Annotated in this window: 18 protein-coding genes; 10 read left to right on the top strand and 8 right to left on the bottom strand. The window is 72.0% G+C overall.

All coding sequences use genetic code 11. The features are described from left to right. Window positions 1-112: 112 nt before the first annotated feature. On the top strand, window positions 113-1774 hold the full coding sequence (locus tag ACW69E_RS11230; RefSeq protein WP_457498025.1) for a cellulase family glycosylhydrolase: 1662 nt from the start codon (window positions 113-115) through the stop codon (window positions 1772-1774). A 178-nt stretch (window positions 1775-1952) separates the two neighbouring features. Next, window positions 1953-2939 (top strand): hypothetical protein, encoded by a 987-nt coding sequence (locus ACW69E_RS11225; RefSeq protein ID WP_457498024.1) that lies wholly within the window; start codon window positions 1953-1955, stop codon window positions 2937-2939. A gap of 81 nt (window positions 2940-3020) precedes the next feature. On the opposite strand, the gene ACW69E_RS11220 is transcribed toward ACW69E_RS11225, so the two are convergent. Beyond that, window positions 3021-3758 (bottom strand): bifunctional DNA primase/polymerase, encoded by a 738-nt coding sequence (locus ACW69E_RS11220; protein WP_457498023.1) that lies wholly within the window; start codon window positions 3756-3758, stop codon window positions 3021-3023. Window positions 3759-4246: 488 nt separating this feature from the next. Here ACW69E_RS11220 and ddaH point away from each other — a divergent pair, with 488 nt between their 5' ends. Beyond that, a complete protein-coding gene (gene ddaH, locus ACW69E_RS11215) occupies window positions 4247-5056 on the top strand; it encodes a dimethylargininase (protein ID WP_457498022.1) in 810 nt (269 codons plus the stop codon). Window positions 5057-5113: 57 nt separating this feature from the next. Here the strand turns inward: ddaH and ACW69E_RS11210 are convergent, their stop codons facing one another. Further along, a complete protein-coding gene (locus tag ACW69E_RS11210; protein ID WP_457498021.1) occupies window positions 5114-6247 on the bottom strand; it encodes a small ribosomal subunit Rsm22 family protein in 1134 nt (377 codons plus the stop codon). A gap of 316 nt (window positions 6248-6563) precedes the next feature. On the opposite strand from ACW69E_RS11210, the gene ACW69E_RS11205 reads away from it, so the two are divergent. After that, entirely contained in the window at window positions 6564-6938 is a 375-nt protein-coding gene (locus ACW69E_RS11205) for an ATP-binding protein (protein WP_457498020.1), read from the top strand. Between the two features lie 311 nt (window positions 6939-7249). Here the strand turns inward: ACW69E_RS11205 and ACW69E_RS11200 are convergent, their stop codons facing one another. Together ACW69E_RS11200 and ACW69E_RS11195 are read right to left on the bottom strand one after the other, a co-directional pair. Next, entirely contained in the window at window positions 7250-7615 is a 366-nt protein-coding gene (locus tag ACW69E_RS11200) for a type II toxin-antitoxin system VapC family toxin (RefSeq protein WP_457498144.1), read from the bottom strand. 8 nt (window positions 7616-7623) lie between these two features. Then, a complete protein-coding gene (locus tag ACW69E_RS11195) occupies window positions 7624-7866 on the bottom strand; it encodes a type II toxin-antitoxin system Phd/YefM family antitoxin (RefSeq protein ID WP_457498019.1) in 243 nt (80 codons plus the stop codon). Between the two features lie 231 nt (window positions 7867-8097). On the opposite strand from ACW69E_RS11195, the gene ACW69E_RS11190 reads away from it, so the two are divergent. The 4 genes from ACW69E_RS11190 to pglX all read left to right on the top strand — a co-directional run bounded on the left by ACW69E_RS11190 (window position 8098) and on the right by pglX (window position 17209). After that, on the top strand, window positions 8098-10143 hold the full coding sequence (locus tag ACW69E_RS11190) for an NACHT domain-containing protein (RefSeq protein ID WP_457498018.1): 2046 nt from the start codon (window positions 8098-8100) through the stop codon (window positions 10141-10143). A gap of 127 nt (window positions 10144-10270) precedes the next feature. Further along, window positions 10271-10795, top strand: coding sequence for a hypothetical protein (locus ACW69E_RS11185; RefSeq protein WP_457498017.1), 525 nt, complete (start codon window positions 10271-10273; stop codon window positions 10793-10795). Between the two features lie 158 nt (window positions 10796-10953). Further along, window positions 10954-13251, top strand: coding sequence for a tetratricopeptide repeat protein (locus tag ACW69E_RS11180; RefSeq protein ID WP_457498016.1), 2298 nt, complete (start codon window positions 10954-10956; stop codon window positions 13249-13251). A 205-nt stretch (window positions 13252-13456) separates the two neighbouring features. After that, window positions 13457-17209, top strand: a complete 3753-nt coding sequence (gene pglX / locus ACW69E_RS11175) for a BREX-2 system adenine-specific DNA-methyltransferase PglX (RefSeq protein WP_457498015.1) — start codon at window positions 13457-13459, stop codon at window positions 17207-17209. A gap of 55 nt (window positions 17210-17264) precedes the next feature. Here the strand turns inward: pglX and ACW69E_RS11170 are convergent, their stop codons facing one another. The 3 genes from ACW69E_RS11170 to ACW69E_RS11160 form a co-directional block, all read right to left on the bottom strand. Next, window positions 17265-17852 carry a DUF4276 family protein gene (locus tag ACW69E_RS11170; protein ID WP_457498014.1) on the bottom strand — a complete coding sequence of 196 codons (588 nt, stop codon included), beginning with the start codon at window positions 17850-17852 and terminating at the stop codon, window positions 17265-17267. Continuing rightward, a complete protein-coding gene (locus ACW69E_RS11165; protein WP_457498013.1) occupies window positions 17842-19041 on the bottom strand; it encodes an AAA family ATPase in 1200 nt (399 codons plus the stop codon). The genes ACW69E_RS11170 and ACW69E_RS11165 overlap by 11 nt, the downstream gene beginning before the upstream one ends. Window positions 19042-19166: 125 nt before the next feature. Further along, a complete protein-coding gene (locus ACW69E_RS11160) occupies window positions 19167-19907 on the bottom strand; it encodes an ATP-binding protein (RefSeq protein ID WP_457498012.1) in 741 nt (246 codons plus the stop codon). A 187-nt stretch (window positions 19908-20094) separates the two neighbouring features. Between ACW69E_RS11160 and ACW69E_RS11155 the strand changes: the two genes are divergently transcribed. Together ACW69E_RS11155 and ACW69E_RS11150 are read left to right on the top strand one after the other, a co-directional pair. Further along, window positions 20095-20967, top strand: coding sequence for a helix-turn-helix domain-containing protein (locus ACW69E_RS11155; RefSeq protein WP_237879896.1), 873 nt, complete (start codon window positions 20095-20097; stop codon window positions 20965-20967). Continuing rightward, window positions 20964-21167, top strand: coding sequence for a DUF397 domain-containing protein (locus ACW69E_RS11150; RefSeq protein ID WP_457498011.1), 204 nt, complete (start codon window positions 20964-20966; stop codon window positions 21165-21167). Before ACW69E_RS11155 ends, ACW69E_RS11150 begins: the two co-directional genes overlap by 4 nt. A 256-nt stretch (window positions 21168-21423) precedes the next feature. Here the strand turns inward: ACW69E_RS11150 and ACW69E_RS11145 are convergent, their stop codons facing one another. Continuing rightward, window positions 21424-22422: a pentapeptide repeat-containing protein gene (locus ACW69E_RS11145; RefSeq protein ID WP_457498010.1), complete on the bottom strand. Its 999-nt coding sequence runs from the start codon at window positions 22420-22422 to the stop codon at window positions 21424-21426. Window positions 22423-22588 lie beyond the last annotated feature (166 nt).

Raw genomic sequence — 22588 nt, 5'->3', positions numbered from 1 at the left:
CGCGGCATCGGCGGCGGCGGTTGGTTGGGAGCGCTTCCACACCAGACCGCCGGGCGCTCGCCTCCCGCCGGTCTGACATCGTTGTCAGCCATACGGTTCACTGGAGTGACAGATGAGACCACGCACCACCCGCGGGGCCGCCGTCTCGGGTGCCCTGCTCGGATTACTGCTGCCGCTGGCCGGCCTGGGCCAGAGCGCGCAGGCCGCGTCCGGGACCACCGGGAGCACTGCCGCCGCCGGCCTCCACGTCAGCGGCGGGCGCCTGCTGGAGGGCAACGGGAACGACTTCGTGATGCGGGGCGTCAACCACGCCCACACCTGGTTCACCGGCGAACTCGACTCCCTGTCCCACATCAAGGCCAAGGGCGCCAACACCGTGCGCGTCGTGCTCAGCAGCGGCGACCGCTGGACGCGCAACGACGTCTCCGACGTGGCGAACGTCGTCTCCGAGTGCAGGGCCAACCGCCTCATCTGCGTGCTGGAGGTGCACGACACCACCGGCTACGGCGAGCAGAGCGGCGCGGCCTCCCTGGACCGGGCGGCGGACTACTGGATCAGCGTCAAGAGCGCGCTGGAGGGCCAGGAGGACTACATCGTCGTCAACATCGGCAACGAGCCGCACGGCAACAGCGGCTACCAGAGCTGGGCCGACGACACCAGGGGCGCCATCGGAAAGCTGCGCGACGCCGGCTTCGACCACGCGCTGATGGTCGACGCCCCCAACTGGGGCCAGGACTGGTCGTTCACCATGCGCGACAACGCCGAGTCGGTCTTCGCCGCCGACCCCGACCGCAACACGGTCTTCTCCATCCACATGTACGGCGTCTTCGACACCGCCGCCGAGGTGCGCGACTACCTGGGCCGCTTCACCGGCGCCGGACTGCCGATCGTGGTGGGCGAGTTCGGGCACGACCACAGTGACGGCAACCCGGACGAGGACGCGATCCTGGCCACCGCCGAGGAGTTCGGCCTGGGCTACCTGGGCTGGTCCTGGAGCGGCAACGGCGGCGGCGTGGAGTACCTGGACATGGTCGAGGGCTTCGACCCGGACGCCATGACGAGCTGGGGCGAGCGCCTGTTCAACGGTCCGGACGGCATCGCCGCGACCGCGAGGGAGGCCACCGTCTACGGCGGCTCCGGCGGCCCGGGCGACACCACCGCCCCCACCCGGCCCGGCGCCCCGGTGGCCTCCGCCGTGTCCTCCAGCGGCGTCACCCTGTCCTGGGGCGCCTCCACCGACGACACCGGGGTGACCGGTTACGACGTGGTGCGCGTCGACGGCGCCTTTGAGACGGCCGTGCGCAGCGTCGCCGGCACCTCGGCGCAGATCACCGGTCTGGCGGCCGGCACCTCCTACACCTTCGCCGTGTACGCGCGGGACGCGGCCGGCAACCGCTCCCAGCGCTCGGCGACGGTGCAGGTCACCACGCGTGAGGGCGGCGACCCCGTGCCGGTCTCCTGCTCGGTGGGCTACCGGATCGTCGGCCAGTGGCCGGGCGGCTTCCAGGGCGAGGTGACCGTCCGCAACACCAGCGCCTCCACGATCGACGGCTGGAGGCTGGGCTGGCGGTTCGCCGACGGCCAGACCATCACCAACATGTGGGGCGGCACCCCGACCCGGAGCGGGGCGGCCGTCACCGTCGAGCCCGCCTCGTACACCGCGAGCATCCGGGCGGGCGAGTCGGTGACCATCGGCTTCACCGGCACCTGGAACGGTTCCAACACCGCTCCGGAGGCGTTCACGCTCGACGGCTCCGACTGCGCGGTGTCCTGACCGGGCGGGTGTGACGGCCACCCGGCCCCGCCCTCTCCAACCGGCCCTGGGCGGGGCCGGGTTGGCCGCTTCCCGGGGCCGGGCCCGCCTCGGCCCGGCCCGGCGCCCGGCCCCCGCGTGGCACCGGTAGGGTTCGGGCCGGAGAAGCCTCGTGATGGTCCGGGAGGGGTCGAGGAGAGTGCGGACGAAGGCGCGTGGGCTCAGGCGTGCGGCGGTGTTCGCGGCGGCGCTGGCCGCTGTGGCGGTACTGCCGGGCTGCGTCACGGTGCACGGCGAGAGGGCCGTGGTCCCGGCGGTGACCGAGGCGGAGGCGGCGAAGGTCCTCGATCACTTCACCGAGACCAACAACGAGGCCAACCGCACCCACGACGCCTCCCTGAACGCCACCATCGAGACGGGCGCGCTGGGCGCCGTCGACCAGGCCGGGCTGCGGGCCCGCCGCGCCGTCCACCCGGACGGCAACCCCGACCACCGGGACCTGGAACTGACCGACGCCCGCTTCCTGATACCGCGGCAGGCGGGCTGGCCGAAGTTCTTCGTCGCCGACACCGCCTCCAGCCAGAGCCCCGGCAAGCGCTGGCTGCTGGTCTTCACCCGCGACGGCGTCGAGGAGAAGTGGAAGGCGTCGTACCTGTCGGTGCTGGACGCCTCCGCGGTGCCGGAGTTCGCCGAGGACGGCGAGGGCCACGTCGAGGCCGTCCCCGCCGGGGCGTCGGCCCGGCTGGCCGTCGCGCCGGAGGACCTGGGCCGGGCGTACACCGACTATCTGCGCGAGGGCGGCGACGCCTTCGCCGACGGGCCGGCCACCAGCGGCCTGCGCCAGGAGCGGAAGAAGACGGCGGCGAACCCGGGCGCCCGCACCCAGTGGGCCGACCTCCCGGCCCGGGACGCGCGGTTCGCGCCGGTGGGGCTGCGCACCGGGGACGGCGGGGCGCTGGTGTTCTTCACCACCCACCACCAGATGCGGCAGACCGTCCCCCAGGGCTACAAGCCGCAGGTCAAGGACCCCTACGTCAAGGCCCTGATGGAGGGCACGCCGCAGCAGTCGGTGACGTACGTCCGTCTCGGCCTCCAGGCGGCGGCCGTGCCTCCGGCCGACGCCGCCGATCCGGAGGTCACGCTGGTCTACCGCCTCCAGCGCCTGACGGGCGCCAAGGGCGAGTGACCCGGGCGGCGCGCCCGGTGGCCCGGCGGTGACCCGTGCCCCGGGCCCGGCGCGTCAGCGCACCGGCCAGGGGGCGGCGCGTCAGCGCACCGGCCAGGGGGCGGCGTGGTCCGGCTCCTCCTGCGCGTGCGTGGCGCACGCGTCCGTCAGCGCCTCCAGCATCGTCAGCGGGTCGGGCAGCGGACGCTCGGGGGCGCGCAGCCAGCCCACCGCCGGGTCGGAGTCGTCGTCGGGCAGCCGGGCGGGGGGTACGAGCACGTAGCTGCCGCGGCAGTGCCACCGCAGGCCCGGATGGTCCTCCAGGGTCTCGGGGTGGCAGTCCAGCTCGCACGGCCACCACTCGTCCTCGTCGTCCGGGGTGCCCCGGGTGGCGGTGAAGAACAGCATCCGTCCCGTCCGGGGGCCGGTGCCGCACACCGCCACCGGCCCGACCTCGATCCCCTCGGCCTCCAGCCGCTCCAGCGCGGCCCGCCCCGCGCCCACGGGCACGTCCAGCACGTCGTGGGTGCGGCCGGTGGCGGTGATGAAGTTGGCCGACGGCTGGCCGGCGGCCCAGCGGGCGATCTGCTCGGGGTCGGTGGTGGCCTGGGTCTGCCAGGCGAAGGAGACCGGGTGCCGGCCGGGGGTGGGGCAGCCGATGCGGTCGCAGGAGCAGCCGTAGCCCTCGGGGTGCGCGGCCGGCGCCAGGGGGAAGCCGGCGGCGGCGGCCGTCAGCAGCAGGTCCTCCCGGACGCGGACCGCTTCCCGCGCGGCGCTCGCGTGCGCACCGCCGCGGGAGCGTCGGCGCAGCCACCGGGAGAATCTGCTTTCGCGTTCCATCGGACTCCTAGCGCTGGGACCACCGGCCTCGGCCTGTGGGGGAATCGCTTCCCTGGTTTGCGGTGCTCGGCCGGTCCCGCGGGGCGTCGGGGCGGACCGGGCAGCGACCTCCGACTTGAAGAAACCTCTCCTCACGGGAGGGGAGCGGAGATCGCGTACCGCCCCACGCGCGACCTGAGCCGTGGGTTTCGAGGGTACGAAACCGAGCGCCTTCGGCCGGGCGGAATCCGCGGATCCCGCCCGGCCTTCTCCATCCTGCGCCTTCGGCGCCCTTGATGAGTAATCGAACGGTGGTCGTGATGGTCACAGCCGGCCCGGTCCACCCGGCCCACCCGGTCCGCCCGGCCCGCCCGGCCCGCCGCGAGACCGTCCTGCTCCGTACAGCGGAAATCCTCCTCCCGGACAGGACAGGGGGGCCCGGCCGGGTGGACGATGTGCTGACACAGCGCGACACCTCCGGCACACAGCGATCCTGTGAGGAGCTTTTCGTGTACACACCCCGCCGCTATCTGATGTGCCCACCGGCGTACTTCGCGGTCACCTACTCCATCAACCCGTGGATGGACCCCGCCAAGCCCGTGGACCTCCCGCTGGCCGTGGCCCAGTGGGAGTCCCTGCGCGACGCCTACCGCTCGCTCGGCCACACCGTCGAGGAGCTGGTGCCCGACCCGGAGCTGCCCGACATGGTGTACGCCGCCAACGGCGCGCTCGTCGTGGACGGCCGGGTGCTGGGCGCCCGCTTCGCCCATCCGGAGCGGGCGCGGGAGGCCGCGGTGCACCGGCGGTGGTACCGGGCGCACGGTTTCGCCGAGGTGCGCGAGCCGGAGCACGTCAACGAGGGCGAGGGGGACTTCGCCGTCACCGCCTCCTGGCTGCTGGCCGGGCGGGGCTTCCGCAGCAGTCCGCTGTCCCACCCGGAGGCGCAGGAGTTCTTCGGCCGTCCGGTGATCGGCCTGGATCTGGTGGACCCGCGCTTCTACCACCTGGACACGGCGCTGTGCGTGCTGGACGACACCCGCGACGACGCCGTCATGTACTACCCGCAGGCGTTCTCGCCCGGCAGCCGGGCGGTGCTGGCCCGGCTCTTCCCCGGCGCGATCACCGCCGGGGAGGCCGACGCCCGCGCCTTCGGCCTGAACGCGGTCAGCGACGGGCACCACGTACTGCTGCCCCAGGCGGCGGTGGGGCTGTTCGGGCCGCTGCGCGAGCGCGGTTACGAGCCGGTCGGCGTCGATCTGGGGGAGCTGCTCAAGGGCGGCGGCAGTGTGAAGTGCTGCACGGCGGAGCTGCGCGGCTGATCCGGCCCGCCGGCCGGTTCGGGGGCGGGGGCGGAGTCGGGGCCGGAGTCGGGGGCGTCAGTCCCCGGCCCCGCCCTGACCGCCGTCCCGCCCTCCGTCCTGCCTGTCCTCCCGTCCGTCGTCCTGCCCGTCGTCCCAGGTGTCGCCCCAGTGGGCGTCCCGGGCGGCGCGGTACGCCGGCCCGCGGCGCTTGGTGACGGTCTCGCGCCGCAGCCCGCCGCGTTCGGCGTCCGGCCCGGTGCACAGGTCGAGCAGGACCTGGCCCTTGCGGATCTGCGGCCTGCGTACGATCCGCGCCTCGGCGGGCGTCCCGCCCTGGCCGCCGCCCTGGCCGCCGCCCGGTTCTCCGCCGTCCGCGCCGGGGCGGACGGCGGCCACGTAGGAGAACTTCTCGTCCTCGTACGCCAGCGAGCCCCCCTTCACCCGCCGGTGGAGGGAGGAGCGGCTGACGCGGGCGGCGAAGTGGCACCAGTCCGAGCCGGGCTCTATCGGGCAGGCGCCGCTGTGCGGGCAGGGGGCCAGGACGCGCAGTCCGGCGCCGATCAGCCGGCCGCGCGCCTCGATGATCCGCCGGTAGCCGTCCGGGGTGCCGGGCTCGACGACCACCACCGCCCGCCGGGCCGCCGCGGCGGCGGCGTCCACCAGCGCGCCCCGGGCGTCCTCGGGCAGTTCGTTCAGTACGTAGGAGACGGTGACGAGATCGGCCGCGTCCAGCCCGGGTGCGGCGCCGATGCGCTCCTGCCGCCACCGGGTCTCGCGCAGGGCGGCCGAGCCGGAGCCGGCGGCCAGCTCGCGGCCGAGGGCGAGGGCGGGCTCGGAGCGGTCCAGCACGGTGGTGGCCCGGGCCTCCCCGGTCCGCTGCGCGCCGTCGCCCCAGACCGCGGCGGCGGCCCACACGGCCGCGCCCGTCCCCCCGCCCACGTCCAGGTGGGTGGCCGGGTCCAGCTCCGGGGCGCGCTCGGCCAGGGCGTCCAGGGCGGCGCGGACGGCCTCGAAGGTGGCGGGCATCCGGTAGGCGGCGTAGGCGGCGACGTCGCCGCGGTCGCGCAGGACGGGGGCGCCGGCGGCGCCGTCCCGGTAGCCGCTGATCAGCCGCTCGACGGCCGCGGCGGCCTGCCGGGGCGGCAGTCCGTCGAGGAGCCGGGCGAGCGCGTCGCGCAGCTCGTCGTCGGTGTGGAGGGGGGCGAACACCGGGCCAAGTGTAGGCGGGCGCCCGCCCGCGCCCCGCCGTGCGGTGGTGGATCCCCCTTCCGGCCTCCGGCGGGTTCCCCCGGATTCGTTCCCGTTCGCGCCTGTCGGTCACCGGCCGCCCGCTCTCGCCGCGCATATGCCACTGGTCGTTGCATACTTTCGTGGCATTCCGCTCCCCTTCCCGGAAGGAATCCGGATCACCGGATTCGATTGTGTTCGGCTGCGCATTCGGGGGGCAGACGATGCAGTGGAGTTGGGAAAGCAGCTCTGAAAGCGAGGAGGACCGATGCACGGGGAAGGCCGCCCACCGGAGCGATTGACGAACCGCTCACCGCAGACCGGGGACCGGGCGCGGGAGATAACACGCGGCTTCCTCCGGGAGACCGAGCCGAACGCGTCCAGTGCGGACGTGGACGCCGTGCTGCTGGGGGTCTCGGAGCTGGTGTCCAACGCGGTCCGCCACGCCGGCGGGGTGACGGACTTCCGCCTGAGCTCGCGGGAGGGCGGTGTGCTGGTGGAGGTCTCGGACTCCAGCGTCCGGCGGCCCAGGACGGTCCAGATAAACCCCTCGGTCCCCGGCGGCTTCGGCTGGCTGCTGGTGCGCGAGCTGGCCACCGACGTCACCGTCACCCTCCGCCCGGGCGAGGGCAAGACCATCCGGGCGTCCTTCCCGCTGCGGACCGCCGCCTGACGCACGGGCCCGGAGCCGGTACGCCCCCTCTTCCCGCACCCGGGAATCGCGGAACGGAAGCCGCGAAACGGAACACTCACCACGACACCGCGCAATTCCCGTGCGAAATCCCGACGGCAGCCGCATTCTCCCCTCAACTCGGCGGCCGGAAAGGGATGTTCGCGTTTCGCGGAGAACCCCGCACCGGAACCGGTGGCGAGCGGAGAGCACCGGCCCATGGTGACGCGGTGCGGCACCACGCGAGGCTCGCGCGTCGCGGGGGCGGGGAACGCCGGGGCGAGCGGCCCGCCCGTCCGCGTCCGCCTCACGTCTCAGACGGACATGACCCGCACGTCGTACTGCGGGATCCACTTGTCGCGGGTCATCAGGGTCATGCCCTCGATCTGCGCCTGGGCGACCAGCATCCGGTCGAAGGGGTCCCTGTGGTGCTCCGGGAGCCGGCCTGCCCGCACCCCGTGCCCGGCCGTGACCGGCAGGCCGGTGAACTGGCTGTCGCGTACACGCTCGGCCAGGTCCGCCGGGCCTTCGAGTTTGCCGATGGACTGCTTGATCGAGATCTCCCATGGTGTCACGGCGCTCACGTACACGGCGGGCTCCGTGTCGAGCAGGTCCTTGACCTCACCGGAGAGTTCGGGGGAGTCGTCCAGCCACCACAGGACCACATGGGTGTCGAGCAGGAGTCACTTCAGCGCGCCCCGAAGGCGTCGGCGATGTCGTCGGGCAGTTCGTCGAAGTCGTCCGGGATGTGGACGAGACCCTTGAGCGAACCGCGGCCGGTCCGCCTCACCCTGGACCGCAGGGGCACCACCTTGGCCACCGGCTCCCCCGCTTTGCTGATCACGACCTCCTCGCCTGCGGCGACCTGCTCGATGATCCGGGAGAGGTGTGTCTTGGCTTCGTGCACGTTGTACTGCCGAGCTGCTTCCACGGCTGCCCCACAATCCGGTCACCAGGTGGACTGAGCGATGGACCGAGTATCGCCCGGCCGCGCTGCGGACCGCCGCCTGACGCACGGGCCCGGAGCCGGGCCGGTGCCGCCTTCCCGTTCCACCGCGTACGCGTCCGCGCGGCGGGCGGAAATGACCGCCGCGGTACGGCTCCTCCCCGCCCCTTTGCCAACTCCCCCGCCACACAGCACACTTCCTCAATCGTGGGGAGAATGCAGCACGCCCGCCGCGGCATCGTGTGGATGGCACTGGCACTCCTGTTATGGGGGCTGGTCGCCGCCGTCGTCCTCCTGCGGGACGCCCCGCCGCTGCGCGGCGGCTCGCCGGTCGAGATCGGCGGTCTGGCGATCGCCGTCGCCGGTGCCGCCATGGCCGCGCACGGCCTGCGCCTGGCACGCCTGTCCCTGGCCGCCTCGCAGCCGGACCACAAGCGCCTGCTGTCCGACTTCCGGCACCGGGTCGGCCTGTCCCTCAGCAGCGTGCCCCAGAGCCACTTCGACGGCCCCGGCGACTTCGTCCCCATCGCCTACCGGGACGCCGCCGACCCGGGGACCGACAGGACGGAGCCGCTGACCGAGTACTTCGAGAACCTGCCCGCCGACCGCAACCGCCTGGTCATCCTAGGCGACCCCGGCTCCGGCAAGACCACGGCCGCCATCAGGCTGATGACGGACCTGCTCGACCGGTGGCAGGAGGGGCGGCCCGTCCCGGTGCGCGTGCCCCTGTCCGCGTGGAACACCGAGCGCGGCCTGACCGACTGGCTGGCGGACCACCTGGCCGAGCGCCGGCTCACCCCCTCGCGGGCCGTGGCGCACGAGCTGCTGCGGGCCCGGCTCGTCCTGCCGATCCTGGACGGGCTGGACGAGATGGACCCGCCCGGCACACGGCCGCGCGACTCCCGGGCGCTCGACGCGCTCAGGCGCCTGAACAGGGACTACGGCCTCCCCGGAGGCAGGGCACGGCTGGTGGTGGTCTGCCGGGCCGAGCAGTACGGCCGGCTCGGCCGGAGGGAGGGACTCGAGCACGCCGCGGTCGTCACGCTCCAGCCGCTCGACAGCCACCGGCAGCTCGAGTTCCTGAGCGCGAGCGGTCTGCGGGACGAGACGGGGCGGTGGCGGCGGGAGTGGCGCGATGTGGCCGGGGCGCTCACCTGGAGCGGCTCGGCGCGCGGCCTGGCCCGCGTACTGGACACCCCCTGGAAGATGGCGCTGCTCACCACCGTCTACAAGGAGCGCGACGAGGACCACCGCCTGGTCCGCTCCCCCGCCGGGCTGCTGTCGATGCCTCCCCACGAGGTGCCGGACCATCTGCTCGGTCTGTACGTGCGCGCGGCGGTCATGACCCGCAACGCGCGTCCCGGGCCGCGCCGCGATCCGGCGAAGGTCGAGCGGTGGCTCGCCCTGCTCGCCCGCCATCTGGACGACGGCGGCCGGGGAGAGGGGCGGGAGTCCCGCGCGGAGGGCGGGGCGGCCCCGAAGACGGACATCGTCCTGCACCGGCTGTGGCCACTGGGCAGGAGCACGGTCGCCGTCTTGGACCTGACGCTGTGGTCACTGCCCTTCGCCGTCTCCATCAATGTGGCCGAACGGCTCGGCTTCGTCATCCCCCCGGACAGTCTTCTCGCCGTCATCGTGCTGCTCTTCCTGTTCCTGGTGGGGCCGCAGGTGGTGATGCTGCGCAGCCTGCACCAGCCGGTGCCGCGCCGGCTGGACTGGCGGCGGGCGGCGGACTGGCGGTTGGCAGTCCTGGGGCTGTTCTACGCGGCCGGCCTGGGGCTGTACCTGCTGGACGGGCTGCGCGACCGGCCCGCCCTGTACACGGCGATAGCGGTCGGCTACCTGGCCCCGTTCCCGGTCTTCAACGCGGTGTGGCCGGTGGCCGACCATCCGCAGGCCGCGCTGACCGGGCCGCGCGACCCGCTGCGTGCGGAGCTGCGCTGCGCACTGGCGGCCGCGGTCGCCGTGTCGCTGTCCACAGGGGCGCTCTTCGCTCATCTGACGGAATCCTCCTCGGGCTTCCTGTACGGCGCCCTGTTCGCCTTCCTCCCGGTGCTGGGCCTCTCGGCGCGCGCCGGACGCCGCTATGCGGCGTTCAAGTGGGCCATGGCCGGCCGGCTGCCGGCGCGGCTCGGCGCGTTCCTCGACTGGTGCTGCGAGGCGGGGCTCATGCGAGTGGAGGGGCTGGCCTACCAGTTCCGCCACCGGGAGCTCCAGGACTGGCTGGCCCGCTCCGGGGCCGACTCCGGGGCGGCGCGCTGACCCTCCCCTCGGGCAGGACTCCCGGTGCCTCCCCGCCCCCGCCGACCCGCCTCGGCCCTGAGGCGCGGCGGGACCGGTGGCGCTACCGTGTGACGAGGGGGTCACGCTTCGAAAAGGGGGACGGGGAATGCTGGAGCAGGCTTTGGCGGCGCTGGCCGCCGCCGGGGGCACGGCGGTGGTGCAGGCCGCGGGCACGGAGGCGTGGACGGCGGTGCGGGACGCGGTGGCCCGCTGGTTCGGCCGGGGCGACGAGCGGCGCGAGCGCGCCGAGCTGGAGCGCCTGGACCGCACCGCCGCCGAGCTGGAGCCGGGCGGGCCGGAGCCGGGCGAGGGCCGGGACCAGGGCGGGGAGCCCGGCGCCGCCGGGGCCGGGGCGGTGCGCATCCGCCAGGAGGCGGCCTGGCAGGCCCGCTTCGAGAGCCTGCTGGAGAGCGTGGACGGCGACGAGCGCGCCCGCCTCGCCCGTGAGCTGCGCGCCCTGCTGGAGCGCCACTGCCCCACAGGCGTCCCGCCCGCCGGCCCCTCCGTCGGCCGGGACGGGATGGCCGTGGGCGGGGACGTCCACCTCCGCGCGGACGGCGGCGTCGCCGGCGGGGTGATCCACGGCGGTGCCCATGTCCACCCTCGGCCGCCCGGTCCGTCCCAGGGCTGAACGGACCGGGCGCGGACGGCACGCCTCTGTCCGCCGAGGCGTACGTCCAGGCCCCGGGCGGCATCGGCGCCGGGCACATCGACCGGGCCAGCCTCCACACCCACTACCACTCCGATCCCCGCCCCCGCCCCGGCGTCTCCTGGCCGCATCTGGTCGGGGTGCCGCCCAGGGAGGCGGACTGCTTCCAGGACCGCGCCGCCGTGCGCGAGCTGGAGCGCGCGCTGGACGGCGGCGGCACGGCGGTGCTGTGCCAGGTGCTGTCCGGCATGGGCGGGGTCGGCAAGACCCAGCTCGCCGCCCACCACGCCCGCCGGGTCCTGGCGGCGGGCGGCGTGGACCTGCTGGTGTGGGCCACCGCCGCGACGCGCGAGGCGGTCGTGGCCGCCTACGCCCAGGCCGCCGCCGGGATCCTGTACTCCGACCCGGATCTGCCCGAGACTGCGGCGCGGGAGTTCCTGGCCTGGCTGGAGCACCGGCCCGGCCCGGAGCAGCGCCGCTGGATGGTGGTGCTGGACGACGTGGCCGACCCGGCCGACCTGCGCGGCCTGTGGCCGCCGGCGAGCCCGCTGGGCCGCACCCTGGTCACCACCCGCCGCCGGGACGCGGCCCTGACCGGGCCGGGCCGCCGCCTGGTGCCGGTCGGACTGTTCAGACCGGTGGAGGCCAGGGCGTACCTGGCCGCGTCCCTGGCCGCCCGCGGGCGCCATGAGCCGGAGGACGAACTGGACTCCCTGGCAGGCGAGTTGGGGTACCTTCCGCTGGCCCTGTCCCAGGCCGCCGCCTATCTGATCGACTCCGGTCTGGACTGCGCCGCCTACCGCGCCCTGCTGGCCGACCGCGCCCGCGACCTGGCCGACGCCCTGCCCGACGCCGGGGCCCTGCCCGACGACCAGGCCGCCCCGCTGGACGCGGCCTGGTCGCTGTCGGCCGACCGCGCCGACCGGCTGCGCCCGTACGGCCTGGCCCGCCCCATGCTGCGCCTGGCCGCGATGCTCGACCCCAACGGCATCCCGGCCTCCGTCCTGACCTGCGGCCCCGCCCTGTCCCATCTCGCCGCCCACCTCGCCGACCGGGCCGCCGGCCACACCCCGGACCGGTTCGGCCCGCCCGGCCGGCCCGCCCCGCCCACCCGGACGGTCACCGCCGAGGAGGCCGTCGGCGCGCTGCGGGCCCTGCACCGCCTGAGCCTGATCGAGCACTCCCCCGGCACCCCCCACAGGGCGGTCCGCGTCCACCAGCTCATCCAGCGCATCGCCCGCGACTCCCTCGGCCCCGGGCGGCGCGACGCCCTGGCCCGCACCGCCGCCGACGCGCTGATGGCCGCCTGGCCGGAGGTGGAGCGCGACACCGCCCTCGCCCAGGCGCTGCGCGCCAACACCGACGCCCTGGCCCGGTACGCGGAAGAGGCCCTGTACCGGCCCGAGACCCATCCGCTGCTCTTCCGCTCCGGCCGCAGTCTGGGCAGTGCGGGCCAGGTCGCCGCCGCCCTGGCCCACTTCCAGCACCTGGCCGACTCCGTGGGCGCCCGGTTCGGCCCCGACCACCCCGACACCCTCAACGCCCGGCACCGGCTCGCCCACTGGCACGGCATGGCGGGAAAGATCGAGTACGCCCGGACCGCGCTCACCGGGGTCCTCGCCGACTATCTGAGGGTGCTGGGCCCGGACCATCCGGGCACCCTGGGCGTCCGGCACAACCTGGCCCGCTGGCGCGGCGCGGCCGGGGACACCACCGGCGCCAGGACGGCCTTCGCGGAACTGTTCACCGACCGCCTGCGCGTCATCGGCCCCGACCACCCCGACACCCTCGCCACCCGCCACGAGCTGGCCCACCTGCGGGGGAGGACGGGCGACCACGCCGGGGCCATCGCCACCTTCACCGATCTACTCGCCGACTGTCTGCGCCTCCTCGACCCGGACCACCCCCGCACCCTCGCCGCCCGGCACGAACTGGCCCGGTGGCGGGGCGCGTCGGGCGACATCGCGGGCGCCGGGGCGGCTTTCGCCGAGCTGCTCACCGACCGCCTGCGCATCATCGGCCCCGACCACCCCGACACCCTCGCCACCCGCCACGAGCTGGCCCACCTGCGGGGGAAGGCGGGCGACCGCGCCGGAGCCGTCGAGACCTTCACCGGGATCCTCACCGACTACCTGACGGTGCTGGGCCCGGACCACCCCGGCACCCTGGGCGTCCGGCACAACCTGGCCCGCTGGCGCGGCGCGGCCGGGGATCCGGCGGCGGCCGTGGCCGCGCTCACCGACCTCCTCGCCGACCGGCTCCAGATCCTCGGCCCCCAGCACCCCAGCATCGCCGCCACCCGCGCCGACCTCGCCTACTGGCGCGGCCGGGCGGAGACCGGCGGCCCCCACGTCCCCCGGCAGCCCCCCGCGCCCCGGACGGAGGCGCGCGACCAGGCCCCCCGGCGGCCGCCCGCCGAGCCCGGCGGAACGGGGTGATCCGCGCGACTCCCCCTCCCGGCAGGCGGCCGGGGACTACGATCTGCCAGGGATTTCGAAGCCGCATGTCCTCCTTTGGCCGGTTCCGCGGGGAACCGGCGCACGCGCCGTGCGCACGGACGGACGGCCGCGGCTTGCGGGACGGGCGCGACGGACGCGAGGGGCGCCCACGGGGGGCGACAGGCACGACGGGAGACGTGATCACGTGATCGACCGCAAGGCACTGCTGGCTGACCTGATCAAGCAGGTCAGGGCCGCCGAGGCGGATCTCGACCGGCAGGTGCGGGACGGCGAGGCCGTCCTTGGGCCGCTGCGCGCCGAGTACGGCAAGGAGAAGAAGGCCGACCCCGAGGGCACCCCCAAGTGGGCGGCCTGGGTGGAGGAGCGGGCGGCGGAGCTGCCCGGGGAGCGCGCGGAGCGGGTACGGGCGGCGCAGGCGGTCGCGGGCAGACTGCGGGACGAGTACGACCAGGCCTTCGGGATCGGCCGCACGGGCGCCACCTGGAGCCAGTGGCTGGGCGAGCGGGTCACGCAGGTCGCGGTGGCGTGGGTGCTGGGCACGGTGTTCGTGCGGTTCTGCGAGGACAACCGCCTCATCCCCGAGCCGTACGTCACGGGCCCGGACGCCGACCGGCGGGAGCTGGCCGAGGCCCGCTACGACCACTACGTGGAGACGGACACCGACCCCACCTACCGGGGCTGGCTGGAGAAGGCGTTCGCCGACATCGGCTCGGGCCAGGCCGGCCGCCTCCTGTTCGACAAGCGGCGCAACCCGCTCCACCAGATCCCGCTCTCCCACGACGGCGCCCGCGAACTGATCGAGTTCTGGCGCGAGCGCGACGAGACCGGCACCCTCGTCCACGACTTCACCGACCCGCTGAGCGAGGACGGCACGGAAGGGTGGGACACCCGCTTCCTGGGCGATCTCTACCAGGACCTCAGCGAGGCGGCGCGCAAGACGTACGCGCTGCTCCAGACGCCGGAGTTCGTGGAGGAGTTCATCCTCGACCGCACCATGAACCCGGTCGTGCGGGAGATGGGCGACCGCTTCGGCGAACTGAAGATGATCGACCCGACCTGCGGGTCCGGGCACTTCGTGCTCGGCGCGTTCCGCCGCATGGTCCGCCTGTGGGCCGAGCGGCGGCCGGGCACGGACGTCCACGAGCGGGTCCGGGCCGCGCTGGATTCCGTGCACGGCGTGGACATCAACCCCTTCGCGGTCGCCATCGCCCGCTTCCGCCTGCTGATCGCCGCCATGGCGGCGAGCGGTGTACGGACACTGGAGGAGGCGGCGAAGTACGAGTGGCCGATCCACCTGGCGGTGGGCGACTCCCTCATCAAGGAACGGCAGCTCGAACTCACGCTGATCGGCGAGAAGTCCGGCGACCCGCTTGCGGAGTTCTCCTACGCCACGGAGGACGTGCACGAACACCCGGGCATTCTGGAGCCGGGCCGCTACGACGTGGTGGTCGGCAACCCGCCCTACATCACGGTCAAGGACAAGAAGCTCAACGCGCTGTATCGGGAGCTGTACGCCTCCTGCGCAGGGAAGTACGCGCTGTCGGTGCCGTTCGCCGAGAGGTTCTTCCAGTTGGCCAAGACCGGGGATCCCGATGGGGGCGGCTACGGCATGGTCGGCCAGATCACCGCGAACTCCTTCATGAAGCGCGAGTTCGGCACCAAACTGATCGAGGAGTACTTCGCCCACAAGGTCGAACTGACCGAGGTCATCGACACCTCTGGCGCCTACATTCCCGGACACGGGACGCCAACCGTGATCCTGGTTGGTAAGCGCCGCGCAGGAAAGGGGCGTGTAGCGGCGATTCGCACGGTCCGAAGCGTGCAGGGAGAGCCTTCAGCACCGGAGAATGCTCAAAACGGGTTGGTCTGGCAGTCGATCGTCGAACAAATCGATAAGCCTGGATCAACGAGTCAGTGGGCATCAGTGGACGACCTGTCACGCGAGAAGTATTTCGGAAGGCAACCATGGGTGTTGGCTGACGGCGGCCAGGAGATGATCGACTCCCTGGATCGACATGCGGCGGGACATCTCAAGGAAATTTCTTCCGAAGCGGGCATCTCTTCAGTCACCGGCGAGGATGACCTGTACCTGCTCCCACCCAATGGAAGCGCAGCTCGCAATCGGGTTGAAAAAACTCGCCCCATGGTCACTGGTGATGTAATCCGGGACTTCCTTGCGGAGCCATCATTTGATGCGGCCTGGGTGTACTCAGAAGACTTCAAAGTTATCCCAATTTCGACCATCCCCGGAACGCAGCGCTATCTACAGCCTTACTGGTCAATCATCTCAAAGCGCCGCCGCTTCGGAACTCCGATGCTTCAGCGGGGATCTGCATGGCACGAGTGGCAAGAAGTTTATTCGAGTAAGCTACGGACACCTCTTACGATCACTTTTGCCTTCGTATCCACGCATAATCACTTCGTGCTGGATCGGGGCGGCAAAGTATTCAACCGAACCGCTCCGGTGATCAAGCTGCGAGAGGGTATGAGCGAGGAGGAACATCTGCGGCTGCTCGGGCTACTCAACAGCTCTACGGCTGGTTTTTGGCTCAAGCAGGTGAGTCATGACAAGGGAAGCCAAGGAGTAAACGAGGGCTTCAAGTCTCAGGATTGGGAGCGGTTCTTCGAGTTCACCGGGACTAAGCTTCAGGAGTTCCCGCTCCCCGCCGAATACCCCACCACCCTCGCCACCACCCTCGACGGCCTCGCCCAGCGGCTTGCCGCCACCAACCCCACGGCCGTGGCCGCCCAGGCGGTGCCCACCGCCGGTGTGCTGCGGGAAGCGCGGGCGCGGTGGGAGTCCGTCCGGGCGCGGATGATCGCATTGCAGGAGGAGCTGGACTGGCAGGTCTACACCCTCTACGGCCTGCACCCCGAGGACCTGCGGGTCTCCGAGGACCCCGACGACCCCAACATTCCCGAACTCGCGCTCGGTGAGCGAGCGTTCGAGATCGTGCTCGCCCGCAAGGTGGCCGCCGGAGAAGCATCGGGCGAGTGGTTCCGGCGGCACGGCTCCACCCCGATCACCGAGATTCCGGCTCACTGGCCGGCCGCCTACCGCGAGATCGTGCAGAAGCGGATCGACGTCATCGAGTCCAGCCGCGCGATCGGGATGATCGAGCGGCCGGAGTACAAGCGGCGGTGGGCCACCGAGGGCTGGGACGCCATGCAGGACAAGGCCCTGCGCTCGTGGCTGCTGGACCGGATGGAGGCCCGCGAGCTGTGGTTCGACGAGAGCGGCCAGCCCACCATCCTCACCCTGGCCCGCCTCACCGACGCCCTCTCCCAGGACGAGGACTTCACCGCCGTCGCCAAGCTCTACGCCCCCCGCAAGGAGCTGGCGACGGTGGTGGCGGAGCTGATCAGCGGCGAGCATGTGCCGTTCCTGGCCGCGCTGCGCTACAAGCCCTCCGGGCTGAAGAAGCGCGCCGACTGGGAGCACGTGTGGGACCTCCAGCGTCAGGAGGACGCCGCACCCGACGAGCCCGCCAAGCGCAAGATCCGCGACTCCATCCCCGTCCCGCCGAAGTACACCTCGGCCGACTTCCTGCGCCCCTCCTACTGGAAGGCGCGCGGCAAGCTGGACGTGCCCAAGGAGCGGTTCATCTCCTACGCCCAGACCAACGCCGCCACCCCCGAGCTGTACGGCTGGGCGGGCTGGGACCACCGCGAGCAGGCCCAGGCGCTGGCCACGTACTTCACCAACACCGCGCTGTCCACCGAGGAGATCACCCCGTTCCTCGCGGGCCTGCTGGAGCTCCAGCCGTGGCTGGAGCAGTGGCACGACGAGTTCGACATGCTCTACAGCGGCTCCCCGGCCGACTTCTTCGCCGGCTACCGCCAGCAGAAGCAGGGCGAGCACGGTCTGACCGACGACGACCTGCGCGCCTGGCGGCCCCCGGCCGCCACCCGAGGCCGCCGCGTCGCCAAGGCGTGACAGCAGCGCCGGTTCCTTCTTCCCCTCACGTGGTCAGGGGAAGGAGGAACCGGCGTCACAGGAGGCGCAGCCGCTCCATCGCCTTCCGGAGGTCACCGCACCAGCGCCGGTACGCGGGAACCTTCCACAGCCTCTCCAGCGCCACCGTCTGTCCCAGTCGGTCGAAGTCCCGCTCGGCATCGCGCCGCCCGCCAAGCGCCGTATTCAGCAGAACTTTCGGATCGGCGACCTTCTGCACGTCGTGCGGTACTTCCCATGCGGTGTCTCTCGCAGGCGAAGCCTCCCGGAGAGCGTCCGGGTCCGCCAGCATCCACGCCTCGGTCTCCCTCACAGGTACCAGGCCGACAATGCGTGAGGCATCATCGGGGAAGTGCTCGCGTACCGCCTCGACCTTGCCACGCTCATTGTGGTCATGGTGGACGATCACCAGATCGAAGTAGGTCAGTAGATCGGCGACTTCGCTTACGACTGCTTCCCTCGGTGCCACAGTGAAGCACTCGCCGGTGACCACTCCCGAGTAGTCGAAGCCGACCAGGGTCTCCTGCGCCAGTTCGGCGATCTGCCTGTCGATCAGCGGCACGAGGAACCACTGGTCGCTGGCCCCCTCCGTAATGAGGGAGAGGCTGAAATATCTACGCCCCACGCGCGAACCGTCCCACCGGGTCCAGGTACTTACGTACTTCCAGAGGTGTCACGAACGTCCCCCGCTCTCCGCTCTCGGCGACTTTCCTGGCCCGTGTCAGTTTCCGGGGCGGAAGTCCGTCACCGAATCGGGTCACCGTGTCCAGGAAGACGACCGACTCCCGGACTTCCTCCAGAGCGGCGGCGAGCGCGACGGGCGAGTGCGAGGTGACCAGGGTCTGGCGACCGTGTCCTGACGTGAGGGACGCGGGATCGCTGGTCCTCCCCCGCAACCTCGACAGCAACTGCGGGACCCTGCTGGGATGAAGACCGTTCTCCGGTTCCTCGAACATGAGGACGCCCTCATGAGCGGAGTCATGGGCGGCGGCGAGCAGTGCCAGCACTCGTAGGGTGCCTGCCGACGCCGTGATGGGAGTCATCCGGTGCTCATGCTTGTGCTGCAACCAGATGTCCCACTGCCCCCACTCGGCGTTGGCCTCCGCCGTGATGTCCGCGAGGTCGGGAAGCAGTGCCGCCGCATCGGCCTTGAAGTCGTACCAGTTCTCGGGATCCCGCGAGAGCCGTCCCAGGACGGCGCCCAGGTTCCTGCCGTCCTCGGCGAGAGGCGCGGTGTCGTATGTGGAGGAAGCGACGCGCATGGCCTTGGGAGACGGCTCGATGATCCGCCAGTTCCTGGTCGCCGCGGCAATCTCCTTGCCGTACCTGCTTTCCTGTACGGGGATTCCGGTGACGTGCGTCTCCCCGGTGCCAGGCCCCCACACTGCGGGAGGGAGCCCGAGAGAGCACACGTACTCGCGCATCTCGGCATCGGTGAGGTGATCGCGGACGTTGCCGACCTCGACCTCGACATGCAGCGGCTCGGGGGGATCCGCGTACAGGACCCGTGCGACGACTCTGAGGAAGCAGGGCCCCGATTGCCCGCCCACGATGACATCGGCTGCGATCCGCATGGTCCTGGCCGGATGGCCGTCCGGTCCTCGCCGGAAGAGTTCCTTGGGACCGCCTCGGCGGGCGTGGTCGACCAAGGTCTGCCCGGTGGGTTCTCGGATCAGCCGACCCAGCAGGTCCACTGCTTCGAGCAGGTTCGACTTCCCGGAGGCGTTGGCTCCCAGCAGCACCGCGAACGGTTGCAGGTCCAGGACGAAGCCTTCGAAGGACTTGTATCCATCGATCTCGATGCGAGTGATCACCCCGTCACCTCCTTCCAGGAGCTCTGCCTGTGCTCCACACCACACTATCCGGCCTGTCTCCACCAGTTGCCGGAGTCGGTGTACAGCCGGAGGGACCCAACGACCGGTGAACCCGCTGTCGCGCATCAGGCGTCAACCTGTTCGTCGGACCGGTCGTCGTTGCCGCTCCGGGGTTGGGCAGGGACTCCGGGCACGCCGTGGTCAGCCTGCCCGCTCCCGTCCGCCGGCTCCTCCGTGTCGGCCGTCGCGGCCTCCTCGCCGTCCTTGACGATCAGCGGTTCGGCGGCGTCCACGCGCATCGCCGGGCCGTCGTCCAGTTCCAGCACCATGGCGAGTCCGCCCAGCGGCGACCGCTCGCCCCTGACGCTGCGGATCGTCTTCCACAGCCCCCAGAGCTTGACCCGCTGCCCGGCTTGGACCGTCACCGCCGCGATCTCCCTCTCGACGGGCGCGGACACGAGATCCGGGGCCTTCAGTTCGGCCCACACCGTCTTCCCGATCCCGCACGCGCGCTTGCGCACCCCCCAGCGGTGGGCCAGCGACTCCACGAGCAGCAGGCCGCGTCCGCCGGTCTCGTCCTCGCCGGGGTCGCGCACCTTGGGCCACCCGTCCCCCGCGTCGCTCACCTCCAGCCGCAGCAGGCCGTCCGCCTGCGAGTGCGCGATCTTCACCCCCACCTGCCGGTCGTTCGGCACCCGTACGCGCACGGCATTGGTGACCAGCTCCGACAACACCAGCTCCGCCGTCTCCAGCACGTCCTGTCCGACCCGCCACTCCCCGAGCACCGCCCCCAGCAGTGCCCGCGCTCTGGGCACGCTGCTACGACGGCGAGACAGCCGGAAGGTGACGTGATGCGGTGCGGCCATGGCAGCTCCCAGAGAGCGATGACTGTCATTCAAGTCCCCGCAGTGAGCGGGACTTCGTGCTTGCGACAGCCAGAAGCGTGACGCGATCCGGATAATGGCGCAACGTTGAATGGATTATTGAGCTCTTGATTCACCCATTCGAGTAATCACCGGGCCAACACCCCCTGCGCTCTGGTAGGCAGTGCGTATGCCATCCGTCAAACCGTCCACCGTGCTGGGCCGCCAACTCGGCGACGATCTCCGCCGGTTCCGCGAGAACGCCGGGCTGTCCACCGCCGACGCGGCCGAAGTCCTCGACTGCACCAAGGGCAAGATCAGCCGCATCGAGAACGGGCACGTGCCCGTTCGCATGCCGGATCTGATCGCCCTGATGCAGGCGTACGGCGTGGAGGACCCGGAGGCGCAGGAGCGCCTCCAAGCTCTCGCCCGCAGGGCCAACCGCCGCCGCCGTGAAGGCTGGTGGCGGCAGTACGAATCCATGCTCGGTGACACGTACCGCGACCAGATCGAACTGGAAGCCATCTGCGAGAGCATCCGGACCTACCAGGTGCAGTTGGTTCCGGGTCTCCTCCAGACCGCCGAGTACAGCAGGGCCGTCACGGTCGCCTCACGCACCTGGCAGACGCCCGAGGAGATCGACAGGTTCGTGGAGGTTCGGCTCGCCAGACAGGAACGGCTCACTGGAGAGTCACCACTGGATTTCTGGGCCGTGCTCGCGGAAGGCGTCCTCCACCAGCAGGTTGGGGGACCTGCCGTGATGCGCGCGCAGTTGGAGCACCTGACCACCATGGCGAAGCGGCCCAACGTCACCCTCCAAGTGCTGCCGTTCTCGCGCGGTGCCCACTCGGGTATGTTCGGCCCGTACCTGCTGCTGAGCTTCCCCCAGGTGGCATCGCTCGACCTCGTACTGACGGAGACCCCGACCGGCAACATCTGGATGGAACGGGAGCCCGAAGTCGCCTCCTACCGTGCGCTGTTCGATGACGCACGTATGGCAGCGCTGCCTCCGACGGAATCGCTCGCACTGATCCAGCGCATCGCCAAGGAGTACACGCCATGAGCCATGAGGCCCGTACATCACTCGACGCGGTAGAAGCGATATGGCGCACGAGTAGCTACAGCGGCGGCCAGGGGGACTGCGTCGAAGTAGGCGACGACGTCCCCGGCATAGTCCCCGTCCGCGACAGCAAGCGCCCCACCGGCCCCGTCCTCGGCATCAGCCCGGCCGCCTGGGGCGCGTTCCTCGACCACCTGCGCTGAGCCGGCCGGTCCCGGCGGCCCCGCCCGGGAGGACCGGCGCGCTCGGCCCACCGTGAACGCTATGGCCTCCCTCGTCGTCCAGGGGTACAGACGTGTTCACACAGGTCAGGGCAGTGATTCGCCTGTCAGGCAAGTAAGGCAGGGCCGGGAAGCGTCACGCTCGTGACGCTTCCCGGCCCCCGTCCGAACTACCTGGATGACGGCCCCACCGGGGCCTTGGCTTGGACGTCGTCGTTACGTCCGAAGGGGCGGTGCACTACCGCTTCACGCCGTCCAGGTTCGCGCCGGTCAGGAACGCGCCGGTCAGGTCCGCGTCGTGCAGGTTCGCGTCGGTCAGGTTCGCGCCGATCAGGTTCGCGTCGCGCAGGTCCGCGCCGGTCAGGAACGCGTCGGTCAGGTTCGCGCCGATCAGGTTCGCGTCGCGCAGGTTCGCGCCGGTCAGGAACGCGCCGGTCAGGTCCGCGTCGTGCAGGTTCGCGTCGGTCAGGTTCGCGCCGATCAGGTTCGCGTCGCGCAGGTCCGCGCCGGTCAGGAACGCGTCGGCCAGGTCCGCGTCGGTCAGGTTCGCGCCGCGCAGGTCCGCGCCGCGCAGGTCCGCGCCGTCCAGGTTCGCGCCGATCAGGAACACGCCGAACAGGTTCGCATTGCGAAGGTCTATGCGGGCGGTGCCGTCGTGGTCCGGGTTCCGGCTGCCGAGTGCGGTGAGGGCTGCCTGGATGTCGCTGGGCAACTCTATGGGCCCGTCTGTGCCTTGTTTCGGTTTCTTGGCGTGGTTGCGGATGTAGGTGGACAGGACGTTGACGATGGAGGGCTGGTCGCGGGGGGAGTCCTCCATGATGCGTTGCAGGGCGTAGATGCCGCCCAGACGTACCTCCAGGGCGTCCTCGCCGATGTTGCCGACGGCGGCGTTGTAGCGGTCAGTGACCTGCCCTTCGCGGGTGAGGGCGTGCTCGTTGTCGACCTGCTGGATCGACAGCCAAGTGAAGACGATCACAGCGAGGGTGCCCAGGGCGGCCAGGGTGCCCGCGGCCTGCTGGACGCGCGTCCACCGGTCCGTCGGCGCGGCAACAACCGTTATGGCGGCGACCGGTTGCCGGGCAACAGGAGACACGGGCCCGGCGGTGCGGCGGCGTCTGCTCGGTGGGCGGGACCCGATCGGGGCGGGCGCGCGGCGGGGCGCGGTGCGGGTGCGGCGGCGGGCGACGCGCTGCAGACGGGCGGCGCGGCCGGAGCGGCGGGGCGGTGTGGCGGCCATGAATACATTGATACGGGCGGCAGGCAGCCGGTGCGCCCGGTATTGCGAAGCTGTAGCAGTGCGTGAGCGAACGGGGGTGGGGGTCGCCGCCCAGCCGTACCTGGCGGACCGCCCTCCCGCGAAAGCGCGTCCCGCTTTCCTCATGACGGCCGCTGTCAGAGGTCGC

It is taken from the genome of Streptomyces sp. SS8 (assembly GCF_054072955.1).
The sequence above is the reverse complement of the archived record's forward strand: the minus strand, read 5'-3'. Positions and strand labels throughout refer to the sequence as shown.

Coding starts and splice junctions, on each gene's coding strand:
- ACW69E_RS11185 (WP_457498017.1), top strand. CDS start 10,271: ATGCTGGAGCAGGCTTTGGCGGCGCTGGCCGCCGCCGGGGGCACGGCG.
- ACW69E_RS11145 (WP_457498010.1), bottom strand. CDS start 22,422: ATGGCCGCCACACCGCCCCGCCGCTCCGGCCGCGCCGCCCGTCTGCAG.
- ACW69E_RS11150 (WP_457498011.1), top strand. CDS start 20,964: ATGAGCCATGAGGCCCGTACATCACTCGACGCGGTAGAAGCGATATGG.
- ACW69E_RS11190 (WP_457498018.1), top strand. CDS start 8,098: ATGCAGCACGCCCGCCGCGGCATCGTGTGGATGGCACTGGCACTCCTG.
- ACW69E_RS11155 (WP_237879896.1), top strand. CDS start 20,095: ATGCCATCCGTCAAACCGTCCACCGTGCTGGGCCGCCAACTCGGCGAC.
- ACW69E_RS11220 (WP_457498023.1), bottom strand. CDS start 3,758: ATGGAACGCGAAAGCAGATTCTCCCGGTGGCTGCGCCGACGCTCCCGC.
- ACW69E_RS11160 (WP_457498012.1), bottom strand. CDS start 19,907: ATGGCCGCACCGCATCACGTCACCTTCCGGCTGTCTCGCCGTCGTAGC.
- ACW69E_RS11230 (WP_457498025.1), top strand. CDS start 113: ATGAGACCACGCACCACCCGCGGGGCCGCCGTCTCGGGTGCCCTGCTC.